The sequence below is a fragment of the Pontibacter amylolyticus genome, assembly GCF_014638845.1.
Taxonomy (GTDB): domain Bacteria; phylum Bacteroidota; class Bacteroidia; order Cytophagales; family Hymenobacteraceae; genus Pontibacter; species Pontibacter amylolyticus.
In genome coordinates, this window is the sequence record NZ_BMFP01000001.1 from 1 (window position 1) to 22,760 (window position 22,760).

Consider the following 22,760-nt stretch of genomic DNA (forward strand, 5'->3'; position numbering starts at 1 on the left):
TCTTGCTCGTCTCTTGCATATAAGTCAACTTTTGTGTCAACTCATTTCAGGACGGTACACTATTCTCATTAAAAAAGCCCTGCATTACTGCAGGGCTTTTTTCTTTGTCGGCTATACCTATTTCAGCATGGCATCCAGTGTGTTGGTGGATACGGCATGGTAATTCGGCTTGGCTCTGATGTAGATTTCCTGTGCCTTTTTCTTGCCTTCGGGCGTTGCAGCAAGTGCTTTGTAGATCGGTACCAGGAATTTGCGTCGTCCTACATTGGTCAGGAAGTTGTCGAGTGCCTTGTCAGCTGCCGTGTAGTTGTTGCGGATGGTGTGGATGAACCAGGCTGCCAGTACCTCGGAGTTACCCGAATTGGTGAAGCCAAAGGCTTTGTCCAGGTCAGTTATCTGCTGCTGGCTCATCTGCTCAGGCAGCATGCGGATGAAGTGCAGCCATTCGTGGCTCGACCAGTCTTTGGTCTGCAGCTGACTGGCCGGTTTACCACCCTGCCAGGCCTTGAATGATTCCTCTACCTGTGCGAATCGCTTGGAGATCGGCTTCAAATGATCTTCCGGAAGCCCAGGCGTATACACCCAGCCTTCGATGTTGATCTGCTCGGCTACTTTCGCATCGCCCTGTATCAGTTCTTTGCGCAGGAAATCCAGGAAGAGGTCGGTGTTCGTACTCTGGAAAGCGAATGTTTGGAAGTATTTGTTCAAGAACTGGTCGAAGCGCTCACGGCCCACAACACGCTCCATGTTCTGTAAGAAAAAGTTTCCCTTCTCGTAAGCAATATCCGTCAGACCTTCGTCCGGATCGCGGCCTTCCAGATCCAGCTTGAGGCGGGTATCATCACTGTTCGGGCCCAGTTCTTCCAGGGTATTTTGCAGATCCTGGTAGCCCAGCACATTCAGCATGTCGGCATAGTCCTTCCCGTAGATCTCCTCCATGATGCGGCGCTCGAAGTATACGGTAAAGCCTTCGTTCAACCAGAAGTCGTCCCAGGTGCCGTTGGTCACCAGGTTGCCGCTCCAGCTGTGCGCCAGCTCATGCGCGATCAGGCTCGTGAGGGAGCGGTCTTTGGCCAGCACAGTAGGCGTTACAAAAGTGAGGCGTGGGTTTTCCATACCTCCGAAGGGGAAGGAAGGAGGGAGCACCAGCAAATCGTAACGGTCCCAGCGGTACTTGCCATATAGTTTTTCGGCAGCCACCAGCATCTTGTCCATTTCGGCAAACTCGTAAACGGCGGCATCAATCGTAGCAGGCTCGGCATAAATACCCGTCTGCTGCCCGATCGGCTTGAACACCATATCACCCACCGAGAGGGCCATCAGGTAAGAAGGTATAGCCTGGCGCATTTCGAAAGTATAGCTACCCGTGTTGTTTTTCTGCTGTGGGTTTTCGGCGCTCATCACCGCCATCAGCTCATTTGGCACCTGTACTTTGGCGCTGTAGGTAATGCGTATACCTGGGCTGTCCTGTATCGGAATCCAGGTGCGGGCCAGGATCGCCTGCGACTGCGTGAACAGGAAGGGGTACTTCTTACCGGCCGTCTGCTGCGGATTGAGCCACTGCAGCGCATCCGCGTTAGCGGTGGTACGGTACTGGATGGTCACGTAATCCGTTTCAGGCTGTATCGCAATAATCAGCGGCCGACCCAGAAATTCTTTTTCATCGCCTAGTCTGAACGTGGTAGGGGTCTGCTCTTTGCCCAGGTATACCTGCTCAATTTCCAGGCCGCGTGTATCGAAAATAATTTCGTTGCCTTTCGCCACGTTCTCGATCTGGTAAGAGGCTTTTCCGGAGATCACCTTTTCATCAAAGTTCACGGCAATGTCCAGGTCCAGGTGGCGGGCCACGGCCTCGGCAGGCCTGGCGAAGCTGTGTACGTCGGCAGGTGCCTGTGCCATGCCTAGCTGTTCTGCTGTCATAGTTTCATCGTTAGTAGTGGTTTGGGTAGAGCAGGCGCCTAACTGCAGACTACCGGCCAAACCCAGTCCGAGTAAAAATTTACGGTATGGAGTCATTGTATACTTTGGTTATGGGGTGGAAAGATACATTTTTTGCCATGAACTGTAAAGTACCGTCGTCTAAATGCATCGGCACGCGCATGGGGTGCGTACTATGTTATAGAGGTATTTGTATTAGTTACAGGTGCGAAGCCACTCCAGCTCAAGTTTCGTACCAATGCAGCAGGTATGCTTTGCTGGCATATATAGAACATTTTATACCTGTTTAAAGTAAACAAAGCAAAATCGAAGTGAAAAGGCACCAAAGCAGAGAAATAGCACAATTTTAAGCGCATATTTATTATTCGCGTCTAACCCGCCTCTCGCCTAAGCCATTAAACCAACAACCATGAACCCTTTCATCCTACAGAAATTTAAACCAATCGGCCTGGTCGTCTTTTGCCTGTTCACCCTGGCCTCCTGCAATAAAAGCGGCGATAAAAAAGAAGAAGGCGGCGTAAAAGAAATGCTCGGCCTCAACACCGTGGCCGCCACCGAAACCGACAGCCTCTACATCAAAGACTACATTGGGCAGCACAAGCAATTTAAAGAACACGAGGACCTGATCTACCAGTTTTACGGCGACCGCGAGTATCGTCTGGGCTGGTTCAAGGGCTCCGACCTGGTACCGGAGTCAGAGAAACTGCTGACCACCCTCAACAATGCCGCACAGGAAGGCCTGGACCCCAAAGAGTATAAAGTGGTCGCCATCGACGAGATGATCAGCCAGTACAACGAATTGGGCCGGAAGGACTCCGCCCGTTTGGAATTGCAGCAGCAGATCGATATTGCCCTGACCGCCACTTACTTTAACTATGCCTCTGACTTTTACAAGGGCCGCATCGACCCTCGCAATGTAAAACAGGTGCAGTGGGGCGTACGCAACAACAAAATAAAGCTGCACAAAGCGCTGCAGACCATTTTAAGGGAGCGAGAGAGCACCTACCCGTACTATGAGTTTGAAGCACTGCACAAAGGCTATACCGACCTGCGCGATGCCCTGCAGAAGTACCGCGAACTGGAAGAGAAAGGAGGCTGGGCCAAAGTAGAGTTGGGCAACAAAAAGATGCTGGTGAAAGGGGATACTGCCGCTGCGGTCGTTTCGCTGCGCCAGCGCCTGAACCCAGGCAAACAGATCAACGCCAACGACCCGGCCATGCGCAAGTTTGACGACAAACTGGAAGCGCAGGTAAAAGCTTTCCAGGAGCTGCACGGCATTGTGCCGGATGGCAAAGTGGGCGGCAACACGCTGCGCACGATGAATGTTCCGGTGGAGGACCGCATCCAGCAGATCATGATGAACATGGAGCGCTGGCGCTGGATACCCAAGCGCCTGGTACCCAAGAGTCTGGACCAGAAGTACATCTGGGTGAACATACCCGAGTATAAGCTCTATGTGTATGAAGACCCAAGCAACAGCCCCGAGGCAGAGCGCGACTACAAAAAGACCATGGAGATGAACGTGATCGTGGGCAAAACCATGCACTCGACTCCCATTTTTAGTGACAGAATGGAATATGTGGTGTTGGCCCCTTACTGGAATGTGCCTAATAGCATTGTGGAGAAAGAGATTGCGCCAGGTATACTGCGCGAACCCGGTTACCTGGAAAGACAGAACATGGAAGTGGTGACCAAAGAGCGCAACCCGAAGCAGATAGACCCGTCGTCCATCGACTGGTCGTCTGTCACCGAAAAAAACTTCCCCTATATGGTACGCCAGCGTCCGGGCCCTAAAAACTCGCTCGGCACCATGAAATTCCTGTTTCCGAACGAGCACGCCGTATACCTGCACGACACACCATCAGGGTCATTGTTCAGCCAGACCCAGCGCGGTTTCAGCCATGGCTGTGTCAGACTGGAACGTCCCATGGACCTGGCGAAATACGTGCTGAAAGACATGCCTGAGTGGAATGAAAGCCGCATACAGGAAACCATCAATGGAGGCGAAGAGGAGTGGATCACGTTACCGAAAAAAATTCAGGTATACCTGGTATACTTCACCAGTTGGGTAGACGAAGATGGAAACGTACACTTCCGCGATGATATCTACGGCCACGATAAGCGGTTGGAGCAGGAGCTTTTCAGCTAATCCAAAGGTATAAGGATGGAAGTATATCACTTGCGCTATGAAACAGATAGGTATAGTAGGCCTGCTTTCCGGACTCCTGTTATTCGCCTCATGTGGTGGGGAGCAGGATACGGGTGAAAGGCCGGGAAAAATAACAGACGAGCCCATGACCCCACAGGAAGCGGAGCCGGATACCACGCTTCAACATGTGGCGGAAATAAGTATTCGTGCCACCGGTGGTGAGGAACTGGAAAGTATGACATTTGACCAGGATACCATCGAGGTGAAGGCCGGCACGCTCATAAAGCTGACCTTCACAAACGAAGGGAAGGACCCGAAGATGATCTACAACATCGTGTTTACAAAAGAGGGCTATTCGGCGCAGGCCGCCCATATGGGAGGAAAGGCGGGTGCATCTGGCAACTACCTGCCTGATAGCACCCTGCTACTCGCTGCGTCGCCCCTTGCTTTGCCCGGCCAGTCTGTAACACTGGAGTTTACGGCACCTGACACAAGCGCCGTATTCGAGTTCGTGAACACCTACCCGAGCGAAACACCTTTGATGAAAGGAAAGCTGATTATCAAGGAATAAACCCTGATTTTAGATATCATTCAAGAAAGCCCCTGCATGTTTGCAGGGGCTTTCTTTTTGATTTTTAATCACTTAACAGGTATAGCCCGAGAACGAATTGCAAAAAAACCATGTTAGAAAGCTGACGATATTAGAGGGAATGCATACTTTTGCAATATCCTGAAAGCTTATGAAATTCACCAACCCCGACTGTCTGAACTGTTCTAGCCGAGCGCACTCCCTGCTAAGCTGCTGCAGAGCATCTGAGCTGGCGCACCTTTCTGAAACAAAATCGTGTTTCACCTACAAGAAAGGGCAACTGATCTTTCATGAGGGAGGCAAGCCATCAGGCCTTTATTGCATCAACACCGGCAAGATCAAAATTGCCAAGCTTGGCAGCGACGGCAAAGAGCAGATTGTGCGCCTGGCCAAACCCGGCGACCTGATCGGCTACCGCGCCCTGATGGCCGACACCAATTATTCCGCCTCAGCCGTAGCACTCGAGGATGCCGTGATCTGCTTTATACCCCGATCCCAGTTCCTGGAACTGATCAGTCAGAACGTGGAGTTTGCGGGTGGCCTGATGAAACTCATCTCCAACGCACTGGGGGAAGCGGAAGAACGCATGGTGCAGATGGCCTACAAGCCGGTGCGCGAGCGCTTGGCCGAGGCGCTCCTGCTGCTCCAGAAAACCTACCAGGAGCGCGAAGAAGGAGATAAATTTACCATTTCGATTTCCCGCGAAGACCTGGCCTCTATTGTCGGTACTGCCAAGGAAACCACCATCCGCCTGCTTTCCGAGTTTAAGGACGAGGGATTGATCACCGCCAAGGGCAGTTCCATTACCATTCTGGATCACGAGCGGCTGTACAAAATCAGCCACATGTACGACTAAACGCGCGCTGGCGCAAGGTATAGGGTAGGGGCAATAAAAAACGGCAGCCGTATGACGCCTGCCGTTATTGTAGCTCAGTCTCTCCTCTAAGCTAAAAATCACCTTATACTAAACACTAAACTTTAATCACAAAACATTATCTTGAAAGGCTTGCAGCTCTCCTGCATCTGCCTTTTTTGTCATTCTTGATGTTACAAATGTCGGGCATCCTGCCGGACTATGCACTGAGGTATGTCAGTTCAGAAAATGACATACATCATCTTTTAGGCTTAACCATCCAATTACCTTTGTCTCAGACATTAATAAAGGATAATTGTGATGGAAGCCGCACTCCAAACCAATATTCAGAACTGCTACCACTGCGGGGATTCCTGCGGTGACGAACCCATTGTGGCGCACGAAAAAGCCTTTTGCTGCGACGGGTGCAAAGCCGTTTATGAACTTCTCGAAGAAAACAATCTCTGTACGTACTATAACCTGGAGGAAAGTCCGGGCCTGACTGGCAAAAAGCCTGTCTCAGAGGCGCGTTTCGCTTATCTGGACGATCCGGGCGTAGAGGCCCAGCTGATCAATTTCCGCAGTGATAAGATCTGCAAACTTACCTTCTACATTCCGCAGATGCACTGCAGCTCATGTATCTGGCTGCTGGAGAACCTCTTTAAGCTGAACCCAGGAATAGCCGAAACAACGGTGAACTTCATGCGCAAGGAAGTGGCCCTCACGTACCTCCACGAAAAGACCTCGTTGCGTGAAGTGGTGGAACTGCTCACCCGCATCGGGTATGAGCCCGCCATTACACTGGCCGACACAGACGGAAAGAAAACGACCAAGAAAAGCCGCACCATCATTTACAAGTTGGGTATAGCCGGTTTTGCTTTTGGTAACGTCATGCTGCTGGCTTTCCCGGATTACCTGGACTTTACCAAGGAGCTTCAAAATAACTTTGGCTCTTTCTTCGGGTACCTGAGCATCCTGCTGTCTATACCTGTGTTCTTCTACAGTGCCCGTGGTTTCTTCACATCGGCCTGGGAAGGCATCAAGCAGCGGATGGTCAACATCGACCTGCCGATTTCTACCGGTCTGCTCGCGCTCTTTTTTGTTTCCCTCTTCGACATCTTCACCGGCCGCGGACCTGGCTACCTCGACTCGTTCACGGGCCTGGTGTTTTTCATGCTGATCGGCAAGTACTTCCAGCAGCGCACCTACGACACGCTGTCCTTCGACCGTGACTATACCTCGTATTTCCCGGTGTCGATCACGGTGCTGAAAGAGAACGGCGAGGAAAGCTCCACAGCTGTACGAAACCTTCAGGTAGGAGATCGTATCCGTATTCGTAACCAGGAACTTATACCTGCCGACGCCATCCTGCTGCGCGGCCGTGCCATGATCGACTACAGTTTCGTATCCGGTGAGTCGGAGCCGGTGGAGAAGGTGGTAGGCGAAGTGATTTATGCCGGTGGTCGCCAGGTGGGTGAGAGTATTGAGATGGAAGTTGTGAAGGAGGTGTCGCAGGGTTACCTGACGCAACTTTGGAACGACACCGTCTTCTCTAAGAATGAAGCGCAGTACCTGCATACCTATTCTAATATAGCTGGCAAGTGGTTTATCATCGTCACCCTGCTGGTGGCCGCCGGAGCGCTCATCTACTGGGTGCCGCGCGACATGGACATCGCCATGAAGGCCTTCACCTCTGTGCTCATCATCGCCTGTCCCTGCGCCCTGTCACTGGCAACGCCTTTTGTGCACGGCCATACCATGCGGGTGTTCGGGCGCAACAAGTTCTACCTCAAAAATACCGGCGTAGTAGAGCGTCTGGCCAAGATTGATACCGTGGTGTTCGACAAGACCGGTACGCTCACAGAGCCCAGCGAAGCGGAGGTAACTTACACAGGCAAAGCCCTTTCAACGGATCAGTCACAAGCGATACTTTCAGTGCTGCGTCACTCTACGCACCCGCTCAGCCAACGAATCAGCGAGACCATGAAAGGCAGTACGGCTCCTGTTACGGGCTTTCAGGAATACACCGGCAAGGGGCTGGCAGGCGAAGTGAACGGCATGCTGGTACGTGTAGGCTCGGCGGCATACCTGGGTGTTCCCGTCGATAAGCAAAAAGACACGCTTAAGACTTCCGTGTATGTCTCCATAGACGGGGTGGTGCTGGGTTACTATACCTTCTTTAACGTGTACCGCGACGGACTGAAAAAAGTACTGGGTGACTTGAAAGACAAGAAGATCGCGGTGCTCTCCGGCGACAACGACCACGAGTCGGCACGACTGCGGGAACTGCTTGGCACTGAGGCAGAGTTGAACTTCAACCAGTCGCCGGTTCAGAAGCTGGAGTACATTCAGAAGCTGAAAGAGCAAGGCCAACACAAGGTACTGATGGTGGGAGACGGACTGAACGACGCCGGCGCCCTGAAGCAGAGCGATGCCGGTATAGCCCTGAGCAACAGCGTCACCAACTTCTCACCGTCCTGCGACGCCATCCTGGATGCTGAGTCGTTCGACAAACTGAGCACTTTCCTGAACTTCTCCAGGAAGACCATGAAGCTGATCCTGCTGACCTTCGCGGTGTCGCTGGTCTACAACGTGGTCGGACTGACGGTGGCCGTGATGGGACTGTTCACGCCGATCGTATCCGCCATCCTGATGCCGATCAGCACGCTCAGCGTGATGACCTTTGCCACACTCTCCGTAAAATACGCCGCCAAAAAAGCGGGACTGTAATAATTTGTGAATGAGTGATGGAGTGAATGAGTGATTGTTAAATTGTTAACACAAATTGAATTCATTTAATCAGAACTCAATCACTCATTCACTCCATCACCAATTCACTCAATCACTCAACCACTAACTCAAAATCCGCCATGTATATCATATTCATTCTTATTGCCATCAGTATACTTGTAGCAGCCGCCTTTCTGGGCGCTTTCCTGTGGGCCGTTCGGTCCGGGCAGTACGACGATGACTATACGCCAGCCGTCCGCATGCTTTTCGAGAACGAGGTGGGCGGAGGGCCTAAAACCGATAAGGCAGGCCAGAAACAGCAGTAAGCCACACTGATTACTGATGACAATCACCTGGAAGAATGACATTAGTCATCTTTTCGGAGAGGCCGATTTCTCAATTTTGCACATCAATATCAAGCAAATAAACAGTATTTCACAACACACCTTAACCAATGGAGGACACCGCACATGTCAACTAATGTAGGAACCACCTTAGAACCGAACCCGAAACGGGTAGGTCAGGATTCAGGGGGGATAGAATCCTTTTTCTACGACAACAAGATTGTTCGCGACTTTGGTATCGCCACCGTATTCTGGGGCGTAGCCGGTATGATCATCGGTACGCTGATCGCGTTCCAGCTCGCAAACCCCGACGTGAACATGGGCAACCAGTACACGACTTTTGGCCGTATCAGGCCGCTTCACACCAATGCGGTGATCTTTGCCTTCGTGGGCAACGCCATCTTTATGGGGGTGTACTACTCGCTGCAGCGCCTCTGTAAGTCGCGCATGTACAGCGACAAACTCAGTAAACTGAACTTCTGGGGCTGGCAGCTGATCATTGTAGCCGCTCTGATCACACTTCCGTTGGGTATCACGACTTCTAAAGAGTATGCCGAGTTGGAGTGGCCAATCGACATCGCCATTACACTGGTATGGGTGGTATTCGGTTGGAACATGTTCGGCACCATTGCCAAGCGTCGCGAAAAGCACATGTACGTAGCCATCTGGTTCTATATTGCCACGTTCCTGACGGTAGCGGTGCTGCACATTGTAAACTCTTACGAACTGCCTGTTACCTTCTGGAAAAGCTACTCTGGCTATGCCGGGGTACAGGATGCGTTGGTGCAGTGGTGGTATGGCCACAACGCGGTGGCGTTCTTCCTGACCACGCCGTTCCTGGGCCTGATGTACTACTTCCTGCCAAAGGCGGCGAATCGTCCGGTATACTCATACAGACTTTCCATCATCCACTTTTGGTCGCTGATCTTCATCTACATCTGGGCTGGTCCGCACCACTTGCTGTATACCTCACTGCCTGACTGGGCTCAGTCACTGGGCGTAGTTTTCTCGGTGATGCTGATCGCTCCAAGCTGGGGTGGTATGATCAACGGTCTGCTTACCCTGCGTGGCGCCTGGGACAAGGTGCGTGAAGAGCCGGTACTGAAGTTTATGGTTGTGGCGATCACCGCTTACGGTATGGCTACTTTCGAAGGACCGATGCTGTCGCTGAAGAACGTAAACGCCATCGCGCACTTTACTGACTGGATCGTAGCACACGTGCACGTAGGTGCGCTGGGCTGGAACGGCTTCCTGACCTTCGCGATGCTGTACTGGTTATTCCCACGCCTGTACAAAACGCAACTACACTCTAAGAAGCTGGCCAACGCGCACTTCTGGCTGGGTACACTGGGTATCCTGTTCTACGCCATCCCAATGTATTGGGCAGGTTTCACCCAGGGCCTGATGTGGAAACAGTTCACGCCGGAAGGCACCCTGCAGTACTCTAACTTCCTGGAGACTGTGCTGCAGATCGTACCAATGTACTACCTGCGTGGTATCGGCGGCGTGCTATACCTAAGCGGTGTTTTCCTGATGATCTATAACCTGTACAAGACGGCTAAGTCTGGTGCGCTGGAAGCAAACGAGGCGGCAGTAGCTCCTCCGATTGTGAAAGAAGTGAGCCACAACGCCGGTCACTGGCACAGCTGGATCGAGAAACGACCAATGCAAATGGCGATCTGGGCGACCGTAGCGATCCTGATCGGTGGTCTGGTAGAGTTTATACCGGCCTTCGTGATCAAGTCGAACGTGCCGACCATCGCCAGCGTGAAGCCTTATACCTCACTGGAGCTACAAGGCCGTGACCTCTACATCAAAGAGGGCTGCGTGAACTGCCACACGCAAATGGTGCGTCCATTCAGATCAGAGACCGAACGCTACGGCGAGTACTCTAAAGCAGGCGAGTTCGTGTACGACCACAACTTCCTGTGGGGCTCCAAGCGTACCGGTCCGGATCTGCACAGAGTGGGTGGCAAGTATCCGCACAGCTGGCACTACCACCACATGCTCGACCCGACTTCCATGTCACCGGGCTCCATTATGCCGGCCTACCCGTGGCTGTTTGAGCAGGATGTGGACCTGACCACCACGCAGAAGAAACTCGAAGTGCTGAAGCAACTGGGTGTTCCTTACGAAGACGAGTACATCGCCAACGCAAACGAGGAGCTGATGAAGCAAGCCCGAGCCATCACCGCCGACCTGGCCAAAGAAGGACTGGAAGTACGGCCTGAGACGGAAATTGTGGCCCTGATTGCTTACCTGCAACGACTGGGCACGGACATTAAGGTAAAGGAAACACAGGAGTAATAAAACGACACAAGTATCACGTATCACGACACACGATCATCATAAGTCGTGATACTTGATTCGAGATACGTGATACGAGTGTCCAAATAGCCGAAAACAATGTACAAGAACGTGTTACAAGCCATAGAAGGCATTGAAATATACCCGCTCATTTCATTTACGATCTTCTTTTTGTTCTTCCTGGGGCTGCTGGTTTACGTGGCTTTGATGGACAAGAAGTATGTGAGCAACATGAGCAGCTTCGCCTGTGGCGACGATGAGGAAGAACAAACAATAGGAGGGAACATACAATGAAATCTCCCATAATTAAACTGAGACAGCTGGCCCTGGCGGCCGGTTTTGTCCTGCTGACGGGTGCAACAGCTTTTGCGCAGGATGCAGTGCAAGGCAAGAAAATATTTGAAGGGAACTGCGCCGCCTGCCACAGCATGGATGCTGACGTGGTAGGACCAGCCCTGAAAGACGTGCACGAGCGCCGTGGTGACGAATGGTTACACAAATTTATTAGCAACTCGCAGGAACTGATTCAATCAGGTGATGCGGATGCCGTAGCCGTTTACGAGAAGTTCAACAAAATGCCGATGCCGGCTTTCGGGAGCTCCCTCACAGAAGACGACATCAGCCATGTGATCGCTTACATAAAAGAGGCCAGCGCTGCTGCTCCTGCCGTGGCAGAAGAGCCGGCAGCCACGACAACCGCTGAAGCGGCAGCCCCGGCTGCCGTGCAGGAAGTTGCCTTCATGGATCTGCCTCCAATCGTTCACTTTATCTACGGCCTGGTTGGTCTGATCATCCTCCTTATTATCGTAGTGCTATTTACGCTCTTCCGACTGATCGTGCCAATGATGGGCGACTCTCTGAAAGACGAGGAGTTTCAGACTACATTCTCTGGACGTGTATACGCCCTGCTGAGCGGTGATGCCACCGTCATGACAGGCAAGGCAAAGGACGTAATTCACTCCACCCACGATTTTGACGGTATACAGGAGTATGACAACGACCTGCCGCCCTGGTGGAAGTACCTGTTCTACGTGACCATCGTGTTTGCTGTGGGTTACATGCTGCACTACCACGTGTTCCGCACCGGAGCGCTTCAGATAGAGGAGTATGAGACAGAAATGGCGCAGGCAGCCCTGATTACCGCCCAGAACGTGGAAGACCCGAACGCGGTCACCAACTTTGAAGTGCTGACAGACGCTGCAGCCCTGGAGTCCGGCAAGGCCCTCTACATCCAGAACTGCGCCGCCTGCCACGGCCAGGCCGGTGAAGGAACGGTAGGCCCTAACCTGACGGATGAATACTGGCTACACGGAGGCGATGTGAACGATATCTTCAAGACCGTGAAGTTCGGTGTGCCAAGCAAGGGCATGGTGCCTTGGCAGGGCAAACTGACCAAAGACCAGATGCTGGAAGTGAGCAGCTATATCCTGTCTCTGCAGGGCAGCAACCCGCCAAATGCCAAAGAGGCGCAAGGCGAAAAAGAATAAACCAACCCTTGTGTGAGAGGCAGGCATTCGAAAGGGTGCCTGCCTTTTGCGTTTGAGGGGATTACTGATGACAATCACCTGGAAGAATGACATTGGTCATCTTTTTACAGACCGCAAATCTGGAATTTTGTGTCAGCAAAGAGCAGCACAAGGCTGTAGCTGGCTACCAGTATAACTTTCAACAGGCAGGATTAATATCCGCACAAATTAAACTGCCATGGCAATTAAATCGCACACCGCCCCGGACGAATTCCGGGACCACATCTCGACAGTAGACGAGCATGGAAAAAGGGTATGGGTGTACCCTAAAAAACCCAAAGGCAAACTTTATGACTACAGGAAGTGGGTGAGCTACGGCTTGCTGACGCTTCTGTTCATTGGGCCTTTCATCAAGATAAACGGACTGCCGCTGCTGATGCTCAACATCGTAGAGCGCAAGTTCGTGATCTTCGGCGTCCTCTTCTGGCCCCAGGATTTCTTTATCCTGGTGCTGGCCTTCCTGGCCCTGGTGGTGTTCATCATCCTGTTCACGGTAGTTTACGGCCGTTTGTTCTGTGGCTGGGTCTGCCCGCAGACCATCTTCCTCGAAATGGTTTTCCGCCGCATCGAGTACCTGATCGAGGGCGACTACACCAAGCAGCGCGCCCTGAACAAGATGCCCTGGAACACGGAGAAGATCCTGAAGAAGAGCTCCAAGACCGCTATTTTCCTGTTGATCTCCTTTGTGATCTCCAACTTGTTCCTGGCCTATATAATAGGTATAGATGAACTGAAGAAAGTGATAGTAGAAGGCCCCCTCAACCATATGGCTGGCTTTGGCTCTCTACTGGCTTTCACGGGCGTGTTTTACTGGGTGTTCGCATACTTCCGCGAGCAGGTATGTACCATCGTTTGTCCGTACGGCCGTCTGCAAGGGGTGATGCTCGACAAGAAAAGTCTGACAGTTGCTTACGACTACGGGCGGGGTGAGCCGCGCGGCAAGCTGCGCAAAGGGCAGGAGCGCACCGATGGTGATTGCATTGACTGCCACCAGTGCGTGCAGGTATGCCCGACAGGTATAGACATTCGCAACGGAGCACAGCAGCTGGAGTGCATTAACTGTACCGCCTGCATCGATGCCTGCAACGACATCATGCGCATGATCGACAAGCCGGAAGGCCTGATCCGTTATGATTCTGAAGAAGCCATAGCTGAAGGTCGCCAGTGGAAACTCTTTACGCCACGCGTGATGGGCTACAGTGCCGTGCTGATGTTACTTATGGTGGTGCTCACGACACTGTTGCTGACCCGCGACGATGCCCAGGCCACGATACTGCGTACGCCAGGTCAGCTATACCAGAAAACAGAGCAGGGCACGGTGAAGAATCTGTATAACATCTCCGTGATCAACAAAACGAATTTTGACATGCCGCTGACCCTGAAACTGCACAACACGGACGGCACGATCCAGATGGTAGGCAGCGAACTGGTACTACCGGCACAGGGCAAGGCGGATGGGGTGTTCTTCGCTGAGATCCCACAAGATCAGCTGACAGGCATGAACGCCAAGATCGAGATTGGAGTGTACCACGGTGGTGACCTCATCACCACACAGGACACCAAGTTTCTGGCCCCAGCTAAATAAAGACAGCTTTAATTAAGAGCAACCATTCAAGCGCATTCATCATGACAACTGATAATAATAAAAAATTCACTTTCTGGCCTTATGCCATCGTCATTGGGTTGGTATCCTTTATGGGGTACATCATCTACTTTGTGATACAGGCCATGAACCAGGATGTAGACCTGGTGAGCAAAGACTACTACGCCCAGGAGATCGCCTACCAGGACCAGATAGACCGGGTACGCCGCACGCAGGCTTTGGGCGATGTGATGCTGCAGTACAACGAAGAGGCAGGCAACATCCTGCTGCAGGTACCGGCTACCTACCAGGACAAAAAGTTGAGCGGCACGATCACGCTGTTCCGCCCGTCGGATGACAAGCTGGACAAGGAGCTTCCTTTGCAGCTTGGCCGTGACAAAAGCCAGCTCATTGAGGTGGGCGACCTTGAGAAAGGACTGTGGAAAGTTCGCGTCAATTTCAGTGACGGGGCAGAGGCGTATTATTCAGAAAAAACCATCCAAATAAAATAAAGCCATGATCTGGGCAGGATTTCTATTTGGTTTACTAGGCAGTTTCCATTGTGTCGGGATGTGCGGCCCTATAGCAATGGCGCTACCATTTGTCGGGAGCTCCGGCTGGCGTTACTACGTCGGCCGGCTCCTGTACAATGGTGGTCGCATCGTTACCTACGCATCGTTGGGCGCGCTCGCAGGCGCCTTTGGTCAGTCACTCGAGATGGCGGGCCTTCAGCAAACCGTTTCCATAGTTTCCGGTGTGCTGATCTTATTGTTGCTGGTTTTGCCGGCTGCTTTCAAGGGCAGGGCTTCCAACGTGCTGGGAACAGACAAAGTGATGGTTTGGGTACGTAAAAAGCTCGGTTTTTATTTCCAGAAAAACTCACTGGGATCCCTTTTTATGGTGGGGATGCTCAACGGTCTGCTTCCCTGTGGATTCGTTTACATTGCCCTGGCTGGCGCCATCAGCGCCCCAGGTATAGGCGGTGCCATGCTCTACATGGCGCTCTTTGGGTTGGGCACTTTCCCGCTCATGTACATCGTCTCGCTGTCAGGCAAACTCATCAGCCTGAAGGTGCGGGGCATGTTTAACCGGGCTGTCCCTTATGTGGGCATGGTACTGGCCGTGCTGTTCATTGTGCGCGGACTTGGCCTCGGTATACCTTACCTGAGCCCCGAAGTAGTGCAGACGGCGCAGCACACCACTGAAATGAGCTGTTGCTCAAAGCCAAAATAATTTAAAGCCAATACTGTTAAAAGTCACTTTTTCGGATGACGCAACTCACTGCAGCCGAAACGGACTACCTATACCTTTACACTAATAACCTATACTACTATGATGACGCTATCGCAGACCAAACGCATTCTGGTTCCGCTGGACCTAAACGAAACGGGGGAGGACCTGTTGTACTATGCCGGGCAATTGGCACATGCGCTGGGGGCGGAGCTATACCTGTTCCATGCCTGCAAAACGGCTGACATGACTTTCACGCAACAAAGCAGCTGCATTCAAAAGCTGCGCTCGTTTGCCGAGCGTGTTTTCAGCCGAGAGTTCAATGCCGCCAAAGTTGCCGCCCCTTTTGACTGTGTGGTGCGCCCCGGGCAAATTCGCGACAGCATACAGGCCGTCGTACAGGACTATCAGATTGATCTGGTACTGATGGACGCAGGAGCACGTGCGAACAAAGGCATTACGGGTGAAGCGGCAGAACTAACTGCAGCCATCATGGACCTGGTGTACTGCCCGGTCATGGTGCTTCCGGCCTCTGTCAGGTATAGGAAGCTCAAAAACCTGATTTTTGCCACCGACTTTACCGACCAGGACCAGCGGGTCCTCTTCCGGATAGCCGACCTTGCCCAGCAGCTAAAAGCTAAGTTAACGCTCGTGCAGGTATACAGCGAAGAGGAGCGCTCCCAACTGTGCACCTACAAAGCAGCCATGATGGAACTTGAAAAGCAGCTGAAAGGCCGTAAAGTAGCGTTCAGGTTGCTGGAGGAAGAAGACGTGTTGGAGGGCATCAGTGAGTTTGCTGAAGAGGATTCGGCTGACTTGCTCATACTGGCCACCCAGGATAATTACCTGATGGAGCGCCTCTTCAGCACGAACTACATGAAAACCATGGCCTTCCACACCCGCATCCCGCTGCTGACCTACCGACAGCATAAGAAAAAGCCTTGCTCCGGCTGCTGTGCGAACTGCAAAAGCAAACAAGCGCAACTTCAAGCAACCATTCAGTAAACGCGCTTCCACTATGGCAGTCAGGGATTTCATAAAAAAGGGTATGATTGAAGGGGAAACAGAAACCCTGGAGCGTGGAAACTGCATCTTCAGAAAAGGAGATCAGGCCTCGTTCTTATACCTTGTTACACAGGGCAGCGTGGCGCTTGCAGGCTATACAACAGGTATAGACGAGCAGGTAGTTGCCCCACCAGACTTTTTACTTGGAATCACTGACCTGCTTCATGAAACCTACAGTTTCACGGCCTATACCTTGGAGCACACAGAGCTGATCAGGATAGAAAGGGATGCCGTACAAAAAGCACTACAGGAGAACCCGATGCTGCGCCTATACCTGCTTAAGATGATGAGCTGGGAAGCAAGCCTCACCAAGACAATATACGAATAAACCAACCCTTTTATGTACAGGAGCCGGTAGCCGATAGCTGCCGGCTCTTTGTTTTTACAACTTATACCTAAAGCTGGTAGTAAACAGAAGCAGTTTGATCACGCCACATTTTATGAAGAGAATCATAAGCCGGCTGAAGCTTGTCATTCAGTTCATCTATGCCAGCATTGGCTTTTACCCGACCTTGATCTCTCTGCTCTTTTTCGGAATTGCAGTTTTAATGATCTATTTCGAGACCAGGGGCATCAGCAAAGCACTCGAAGACGAACTCCCGTTTTTCATCATCAGTCATGGCGAAACGGCCAATATGATCCTCAGCTCGATTGCAACAGGTGTATTCTCATTGATCGTTTTCAGTTTTACGATGGTGATGCTGGTGCTCAACCAGGCCAGTGCCAACTTCTCGCCGCGGGTAATTCCGGGTCTTATAACTTCCAAATCCAACCAGAAAGTACTGGGCTTATTCCTGGGGACCCTGATTTATACCCTGGTGGTGATGGTGAATGTTCGCTCTGAGCACTATGATACGGATTTGCCCGGGTTAGCCGTGTTTATGGCTATGTGCTTCACAATCCTCTGCCTGGCCTTTTTTGTGTATTTTATTCATTCCATCTCAACCGCTATCCAAATTGGCAGCATCCTGGAAAGTATTTACAAGCTGACACTGCATAAGCTGCGCCAGGAACTGGAGCAGGATGAGGGGAAAGAACTCCCCGCCCTGTTTGATAACGCAAAATGGCAACTTCTCGACAGCAGCCACAGCGGATACATGCAAAAAGTTGACAAGAATGCTGTGATAGAGCTTTGCAGGGAGCATGATGTGGTGCTGGAGTTTTTGCAACCTCTCGGGCATTTCGTGATCAAAGGACTACCCTTTGCCAGGGTAGCTGGGCAGTTGAAAGACAAAGATGCTTTCTGCGATGAGTTGAACACCCAGGTAAGCTACTATCAGGAAGAACTGGCGGAAATAAATTACCTCTACGGATTTAAACAGATCACTGAAAGTGCGGTCAAGGCGCTTAGCCCCGGCATAAACGACCCGGGCACCGCCATAAAAGCAATAGATTACCTGACAGATCTCCTGATCGTGCGGATGCGGCTCACCGATGAGAAAATATTTCATGACAAGGAGGATGTGCTTCGGCTCCGGCTGGACGAGGTGAGCTATCCGGAACTTCTCAATCAGTGTCTAGGCCCAATTCGGGTCTATGGCAGGAAGGATCCCGTTATTGTACTGCGTCTGCTGAACCTGCTCAAAAACCTGTGCCTGACGGCCATAGCACATCCTGAAAGGCTGGGGCCGATCGCTTCGGAGGCACTACTGATTGTAGCGGATGCAGATGATTCCGTGCAAAATCTGGGAGATCGGGAGAAGATCAACCATATGATAGATGCTCTAAACAATAGTAACTTGCTGCCCCGATCACTGCCGAAGCTCAGCTTATAATTGGGGACTTAAGCTGGAAAAGTTATTTTTACAGGAATTGCTAATTGCTGTTTATGATTTTTGATTCGATTAAGAGGGTTCTGGGCAGTGTGTTCAACATCATCCATGAGACCGATGAGCCGGGTACAATACGCGAGATCTATGATAAGATTCCGGTGCGCGGCAACAATACCTGGATGCTGATCTGCTCTGCCATGCTGGCCTCCATCGGTCTGGACACGGGCTCCGGAGCCGTCATTATCGGAGCCATGCTTATTTCGCCACTCATGTCACCTATTCTGGGACTTGGGTTGGCGGTGGGTATAAATGACCGCGAAATGTTGTGGGCATCCGTCAAAAACCTGTCCATTGCAGCAGCGGCGGGCCTTATCGTGAGCACATTTTATTTTATGATTACACCGTTGGGTGAGCCCACGAACGAACTGCTGGCCCGAACCAAACCTACCTTGCTGGACGTGATGGTGGCTTTTTTCGGTGGTGTGGCCGGTATCGTCTCTATTTCAAGGTCAGACAAGTCGAACGCTATACCTGGCGTGGCCATTGCCACCGCGCTGATGCCACCGCTGTGCACGGCGGGCTACGGACTCGCACTGGGGCGTTTTGATTTTTTCTTCGGTGGATTCTACCTCTTCTTTATCAACGCGGTCTTTATCAGTCTGGCCACTTTCCTGATCGTAAAGTACCTGAAGTTTGACACCAAGCATTACGTTGACAAATTCACTGAACGGCGTGTGGCGCGTATCATGGCGCTCGTGCTATTCATCGTGGTTTCGCCGAGCGCCTATTTCCTCTACAACATTTACCAGAGCGTACAGACCAAAAAGAAAATCGAGAACCTGGTCGTGCGCGACTTCGCTAACCGGAACAATGAAATCATAAAGTGGGAGGTGACTGATACCGATACGCTCAGTACGATCAAGATCTACAGCGTCGGAAATCCTGTGAATGACACCCTCATCGCGCACTACAACACACTGCTCGCCAACAACTCGCTTCCCAAACACCAGGTAAAGCTGGTGCAGCTCGATGTGTCCGCTGAGGATGTGCGCCGCATGGCCTCTGATCTGACCAACAACCTGACGCAGGACTTTCTGAGAACGATCGAGATCCAGAAGCTGCAAAGCCAGCGTGCCGATAGTATGATGCGACTTGCCAACTCCTACACGCCCGTCAGTGCCAGCCGTGAACTCAAGTTGATTTTCCCCGAAATAGAGAAAGTGGAAGTAGGAGAGATCGTTTCGGTTGCTGAAAACAAAGCGAAGCTGGATACAGTTATGCTGGTTGTGATCGGATGGAAAAAGCCCCAGGCTGCCAATCCGGCCAAAAGTAAAAATGCTGTGTTCGTGGACCCGGCCAAGATACCAGAATACGAGCAACGTATAAAGCAATACATGGCCAGCCGCTTCCGCCGCGATTCAGTGAGAGTTTCATCTTCCTTATAAATATAGTATGGCAAGTCAGAAAAATGGCTCTTTGAAACATAAGCTCTATAGCATCATTTTTGAAGCTGAAACACCGGCAGGCAGGACCTTCGACATCCTCCTGCTCATCATTATCGTGGCCAGTGTCGTTGTGGTTTCGCTGGAGAGTGTTGTTTCTCTGAGAAGGGATCACCTGCACCTATTTCAGGCACTTGAGTGGACTTTTACTATCCTTTTCACAATAGAATATTTCCTTCGCATCTACAGTTCCCAGAAACCACTCAAGTACGTATTCTCTTTTTTTGGGATAATTGACTTTCTGGCTATCATTCCGACTTACTTAAGCTTATTTGTGGTGGGCTCCCAATACCTTCTGGTGATCCGGGTTTTTCGCTTGCTTCGTATTGCCAGGATATTCCGCCTCACCCGATTTGTTAATGAAGGCAAGGTGCTATCCAAAGCCTTGAGTGCCAGCCTTACCAAGATCACCGTGTTTTTGGGTGTGGTGGTGATGATGGTGATTGTTGTGGGCACCCTGATGTATGTTATTGAGGGTAGACAAAGCGGCTATACCAGCATTCCCATCAGCATTTACTGGGCCATCGTGACACTCACGACAGTGGGTTTTGGCGACATTACACCTACCACACCGTTGGGCCAGTTGCTGGCCAGTTGCCTGATGATCATGGGTTATGGCATCATTGCAGTACCTACCGGCATCGTATCAGTGGAGCTGTCCAGGGCTGATAAGCTGGATGCCACGTCTCGTGTCTGCCCGAACTGCCACAAGGAAGGGCACAGTTCCGACGCCAAATACTGCGATAACTGCGCCTATCCACTAAGAGGAAATACATAGTAACAAAAAGGAGCGTGGCAATCAGTCGACGATAATCCTGGGAATGTTCATCGGGAGTCTCGTCAGCAGCTCGTAGTTAAGCTGCGTGCTGAGTTCGGAGAAGGAGGCTACCGTGATATGTTCGTTTCCCTGTTTGCCAAGCAGTATCACCTCATCTTTGAGCGAAACATCCGGTATACCTGTCACGTCCACCATCAGCACATTCATGTTCACGATGCCCACCACCGGCGCCCGGTGCGATCTGACCAGTACCTGGCCCTGGTTGCTCAGGCTTCGGCTATACCCCCAGGCATACCCCACAGGTATAGCGGCGATCAGCATGTCACTGCTGGCCTGAAAGCTTTTGCCATACCCAATAAACTCACCCGCCGGTACAAGCTTCAGGCTCATCACGTGGCTCTTCCAGTTGATCAGCCGCTTCAACGGATCGGTGCGATCGGTACTCACGCCCATATAGCGCTGGTAAATCTCCGGGCTCGGCCAGAAACCATACTGCATGATCCCAACACGCACCATATCCAGGTGTGTTTCAGGGTATGCCATCACAGCGGCTGAACAGGCCGTGTGCAGCGATTTAATCTGGAGTCCTTTTTGCTGCAGCGAGCGCACGGTCCGGCGGTAGCGGTCTAACTGGGCAGTTACCCGGTCATGGTTTTCGCTGCTCTCAGCGCCTGCAAAGTGTGTGGAAACGCCCATCACCTCAAACGCACCGGGTTGGTTCAGAATCAGCTCGGTGGCGTATGCTACCTCTTTTGCTTCTAACCCAATGCGGTTCATACCTGTTTCCAGATCTAGATGGACCCGGGCTGGTTTCTGTAAAGAACGGGCGACCTTTGCTGCCTGCTCCAGCCGTTCGATTGAGAAAACATAGAACTCAATATCGTGGGCTAAGGCCCAGGACAGCTCGTCGTCGTCAAGGTAACCCATGATCATGATGGTGGCCTTGTTTGCCAGTACCTGGTGCAGGCGATGGGCTTCGTCAGCACTGAAGACCGAGAAATGATCAACTCCGCAGGTATAGGCCAACTGCCCGAACTCCTCTATGCCGTGCCCATAAGCGTTCCCTTTTATCACCGAAGAAAAACGGGTGCCTGGTTTGAGTTGCGCTTTAAGAAACCGGATATTATGTGCTAAAGCGGAACGGCTTATTTCGATAGAGGAGCTGTAAAACATGAAATGGCTAGGGGTTTAGAATAGATGCTGCGATGCGGTAAAACAAAGCGGCCCCTACAGGTATAAGTTCGTCAGGGAAGTCGTAGTCGGCGTGATGTAGCTGCGGTTGGTCCGTACCGGATCCCAATCCAAACAGGGCACCATTGAAGTTGTTGGTGAAGTGCCCGAAGTCCTCGGACCAGCGCATTGGCGCAGCTGCCTCTTTCACCTCCATGCTCAGATACCGCACTGCCTGTTCTACTAACTTTACTGCTTCAGCGTTATTGCGTGTGGCAGGAAATTCTTCCAACCAATCTAACTCATACTTCAAACCGTACTTGAGCGAAACCAACTTAACAGCCTCTATGGCAAGCGCCTTCAACTGGTTGAAATCTTCCTGTTCAAATGCACGGAGCGTGGCCATCACCGTTGCGAAACCGGGGTTGGTGCCAAAGGACATTTCACCCAGGCGCGCATGCACAACGGTCAGCAGTGTCAGGTCATGAAAGTTTTGCTGATCACGCACCAGGGCATTAAAGGCCTGTATCAGTTCGCTCATACCTTCGCCCGGGTTCAGGCCATTCTCCGGCTCCGCTGCATGCGACTCTCTGCCATAAAGCTTCACTTCAAAACCGACTGAAGCCGCCGCGAAAATATCGGGGCGTACTACAACCTGCCCCATTGGCAAACCGGGAAGATTGTGCAGCGCAAACACATGATCAGGCGCTATCTCCTGGAAGGCAGGTGTTTGGAGCACTGCCCAGGCACCAGCGCCGGTTTCCTCTGCGGGCTGAAACAGCAAAACCACCCGGCCATGCGCCAAAGGATAATGGTGCAACATACTGGCAAGTCCGACTAAAGTGGCTATGTGCCCGTCGTGACCGCACTTATGGCTGACACCTTTCTGAATGGAGGTATAGGGCAGTTCGTTTTGCTCCACTATCGGGAGGGCATCCAGTTCTGCGCGGAACAGCACGGTAGGCCCGACGGTTGACTCTTTCCCATGGAAGATGGCCGCGAAGCCGGTGCCGCCCAGCTCTTTCACAATTTCAGCAGGCTGATACCGCTGCAGAAAGTTCTGAAGGGTATGGCTTGTCTCATACTCATGCCCGGAGAGTTCGGGGTGCTGGTGCAATTGTTGGCGCAGCGCGATGATCGCATCCGGATCAGGTATAGAAACAGTGGATAGGGAAGGGGACATAGATGGAGTTAGCATAGCTGTCAATAAGGCTTACGGTTGATT

General features: G+C 51.8%; 19 protein-coding genes. 16 read left to right on the plus strand and 3 right to left on the minus strand.

Annotated features, from left to right (window positions below; all coding sequences use genetic code 11):
* Positions 1 to 117: 117 nt before the first annotated feature.
* Positions 118 to 2,016 carry a M1 family metallopeptidase gene (locus tag IEV97_RS00005; protein WP_229733716.1) on the minus strand — a complete coding sequence of 633 codons (1,899 nt, stop codon included), beginning with the start codon at positions 2,014 to 2,016 and terminating at the stop codon, positions 118 to 120.
* 331 nt (positions 2,017 to 2,347) lie between these two features.
* Between IEV97_RS00005 and IEV97_RS00010 the strand changes: the two genes are divergently transcribed.
* The 16 genes from IEV97_RS00010 to IEV97_RS00085 all read left to right on the plus strand — a co-directional run bounded on the left by IEV97_RS00010 (position 2,348) and on the right by IEV97_RS00085 (position 20,365).
* A complete protein-coding gene (locus IEV97_RS00010) occupies positions 2,348 to 4,087 on the plus strand; it encodes a L,D-transpeptidase family protein (RefSeq protein WP_188499471.1) in 1,740 nt (579 codons plus the stop codon).
* A gap of 37 nt (positions 4,088 to 4,124) precedes the next feature.
* Entirely contained in the window at positions 4,125 to 4,658 is a 534-nt protein-coding gene (locus IEV97_RS00015) for a plastocyanin/azurin family copper-binding protein (protein WP_188499472.1), read from the plus strand.
* A 169-nt stretch (positions 4,659 to 4,827) separates the two neighbouring features.
* Positions 4,828 to 5,532 (plus strand): Crp/Fnr family transcriptional regulator, encoded by a 705-nt coding sequence (locus tag IEV97_RS00020; RefSeq protein ID WP_188499473.1) that lies wholly within the window; start codon positions 4,828 to 4,830, stop codon positions 5,530 to 5,532.
* 318 nt (positions 5,533 to 5,850) lie between these two features.
* Positions 5,851 to 8,259 (plus strand): heavy metal translocating P-type ATPase, encoded by a 2,409-nt coding sequence (locus IEV97_RS00025; RefSeq protein WP_188499474.1) that lies wholly within the window; start codon positions 5,851 to 5,853, stop codon positions 8,257 to 8,259.
* Positions 8,260 to 8,399: 140 nt separating this feature from the next.
* Positions 8,400 to 8,585, plus strand: coding sequence for a cbb3-type cytochrome oxidase assembly protein CcoS (gene ccoS / locus IEV97_RS00030; protein WP_188499475.1), 186 nt, complete (start codon positions 8,400 to 8,402; stop codon positions 8,583 to 8,585).
* A gap of 144 nt (positions 8,586 to 8,729) precedes the next feature.
* A complete protein-coding gene (ccoN, locus tag IEV97_RS00035; RefSeq protein WP_229733717.1) occupies positions 8,730 to 10,910 on the plus strand; it encodes a cytochrome-c oxidase, cbb3-type subunit I in 2,181 nt (726 codons plus the stop codon).
* Between the two features lie 99 nt (positions 10,911 to 11,009).
* Positions 11,010 to 11,204 carry a hypothetical protein gene (locus IEV97_RS00040; RefSeq protein WP_188499476.1) on the plus strand — a complete coding sequence of 65 codons (195 nt, stop codon included), beginning with the start codon at positions 11,010 to 11,012 and terminating at the stop codon, positions 11,202 to 11,204.
* On the plus strand, positions 11,201 to 12,397 hold the full coding sequence (locus IEV97_RS00045) for a c-type cytochrome (protein ID WP_188499477.1): 1,197 nt from the start codon (positions 11,201 to 11,203) through the stop codon (positions 12,395 to 12,397). Before IEV97_RS00040 ends, IEV97_RS00045 begins: the two co-directional genes overlap by 4 nt.
* A 217-nt stretch (positions 12,398 to 12,614) precedes the next feature.
* Positions 12,615 to 14,021 carry a cytochrome c oxidase accessory protein CcoG gene (gene ccoG / locus IEV97_RS00050; protein ID WP_188499478.1) on the plus strand — a complete coding sequence of 469 codons (1,407 nt, stop codon included), beginning with the start codon at positions 12,615 to 12,617 and terminating at the stop codon, positions 14,019 to 14,021.
* 41 nt (positions 14,022 to 14,062) lie between these two features.
* Positions 14,063 to 14,530 (plus strand): FixH family protein, encoded by a 468-nt coding sequence (locus tag IEV97_RS00055; RefSeq protein ID WP_188499479.1) that lies wholly within the window; start codon positions 14,063 to 14,065, stop codon positions 14,528 to 14,530.
* Between the two features lie 4 nt (positions 14,531 to 14,534).
* Positions 14,535 to 15,251, plus strand: a complete 717-nt coding sequence (locus IEV97_RS00060; protein WP_188499480.1) for a sulfite exporter TauE/SafE family protein — start codon at positions 14,535 to 14,537, stop codon at positions 15,249 to 15,251.
* 99 nt (positions 15,252 to 15,350) lie between these two features.
* Entirely contained in the window at positions 15,351 to 16,253 is a 903-nt protein-coding gene (locus tag IEV97_RS00065) for a universal stress protein (RefSeq protein ID WP_188499481.1), read from the plus strand.
* Positions 16,254 to 16,296: 43 nt separating this feature from the next.
* Positions 16,297 to 16,641 (plus strand): Crp/Fnr family transcriptional regulator, encoded by a 345-nt coding sequence (locus IEV97_RS00070; RefSeq protein WP_188499482.1) that lies wholly within the window; start codon positions 16,297 to 16,299, stop codon positions 16,639 to 16,641.
* Between the two features lie 112 nt (positions 16,642 to 16,753).
* Complete coding sequence (locus tag IEV97_RS00075) at positions 16,754 to 18,088, plus strand: DUF2254 domain-containing protein (RefSeq protein WP_188499483.1); 1,335 nt, start codon at positions 16,754 to 16,756, stop codon at positions 18,086 to 18,088.
* 53 nt (positions 18,089 to 18,141) lie between these two features.
* Positions 18,142 to 19,530 carry a TIGR00341 family protein gene (locus IEV97_RS00080; protein WP_188499484.1) on the plus strand — a complete coding sequence of 463 codons (1,389 nt, stop codon included), beginning with the start codon at positions 18,142 to 18,144 and terminating at the stop codon, positions 19,528 to 19,530.
* A 7-nt stretch (positions 19,531 to 19,537) separates the two neighbouring features.
* Positions 19,538 to 20,365, plus strand: coding sequence for an ion transporter (locus IEV97_RS00085; protein WP_188499485.1), 828 nt, complete (start codon positions 19,538 to 19,540; stop codon positions 20,363 to 20,365).
* Between the two features lie 21 nt (positions 20,366 to 20,386).
* On the opposite strand, the gene alr is transcribed toward IEV97_RS00085, so the two are convergent.
* Both alr and IEV97_RS00095 read right to left on the minus strand, forming a co-directional pair.
* Positions 20,387 to 21,538 carry an alanine racemase gene (gene alr / locus IEV97_RS00090; RefSeq protein ID WP_188499486.1) on the minus strand — a complete coding sequence of 384 codons (1,152 nt, stop codon included), beginning with the start codon at positions 21,536 to 21,538 and terminating at the stop codon, positions 20,387 to 20,389.
* A gap of 7 nt (positions 21,539 to 21,545) precedes the next feature.
* The gene (locus IEV97_RS00095) at positions 21,546 to 22,718 is read right to left on the minus strand and encodes an amidohydrolase (RefSeq protein WP_229733719.1); all 1,173 of its coding nucleotides are present in this window, start codon (positions 22,716 to 22,718) and stop codon (positions 21,546 to 21,548) included.
* Positions 22,719 to 22,760 lie beyond the last annotated feature (42 nt).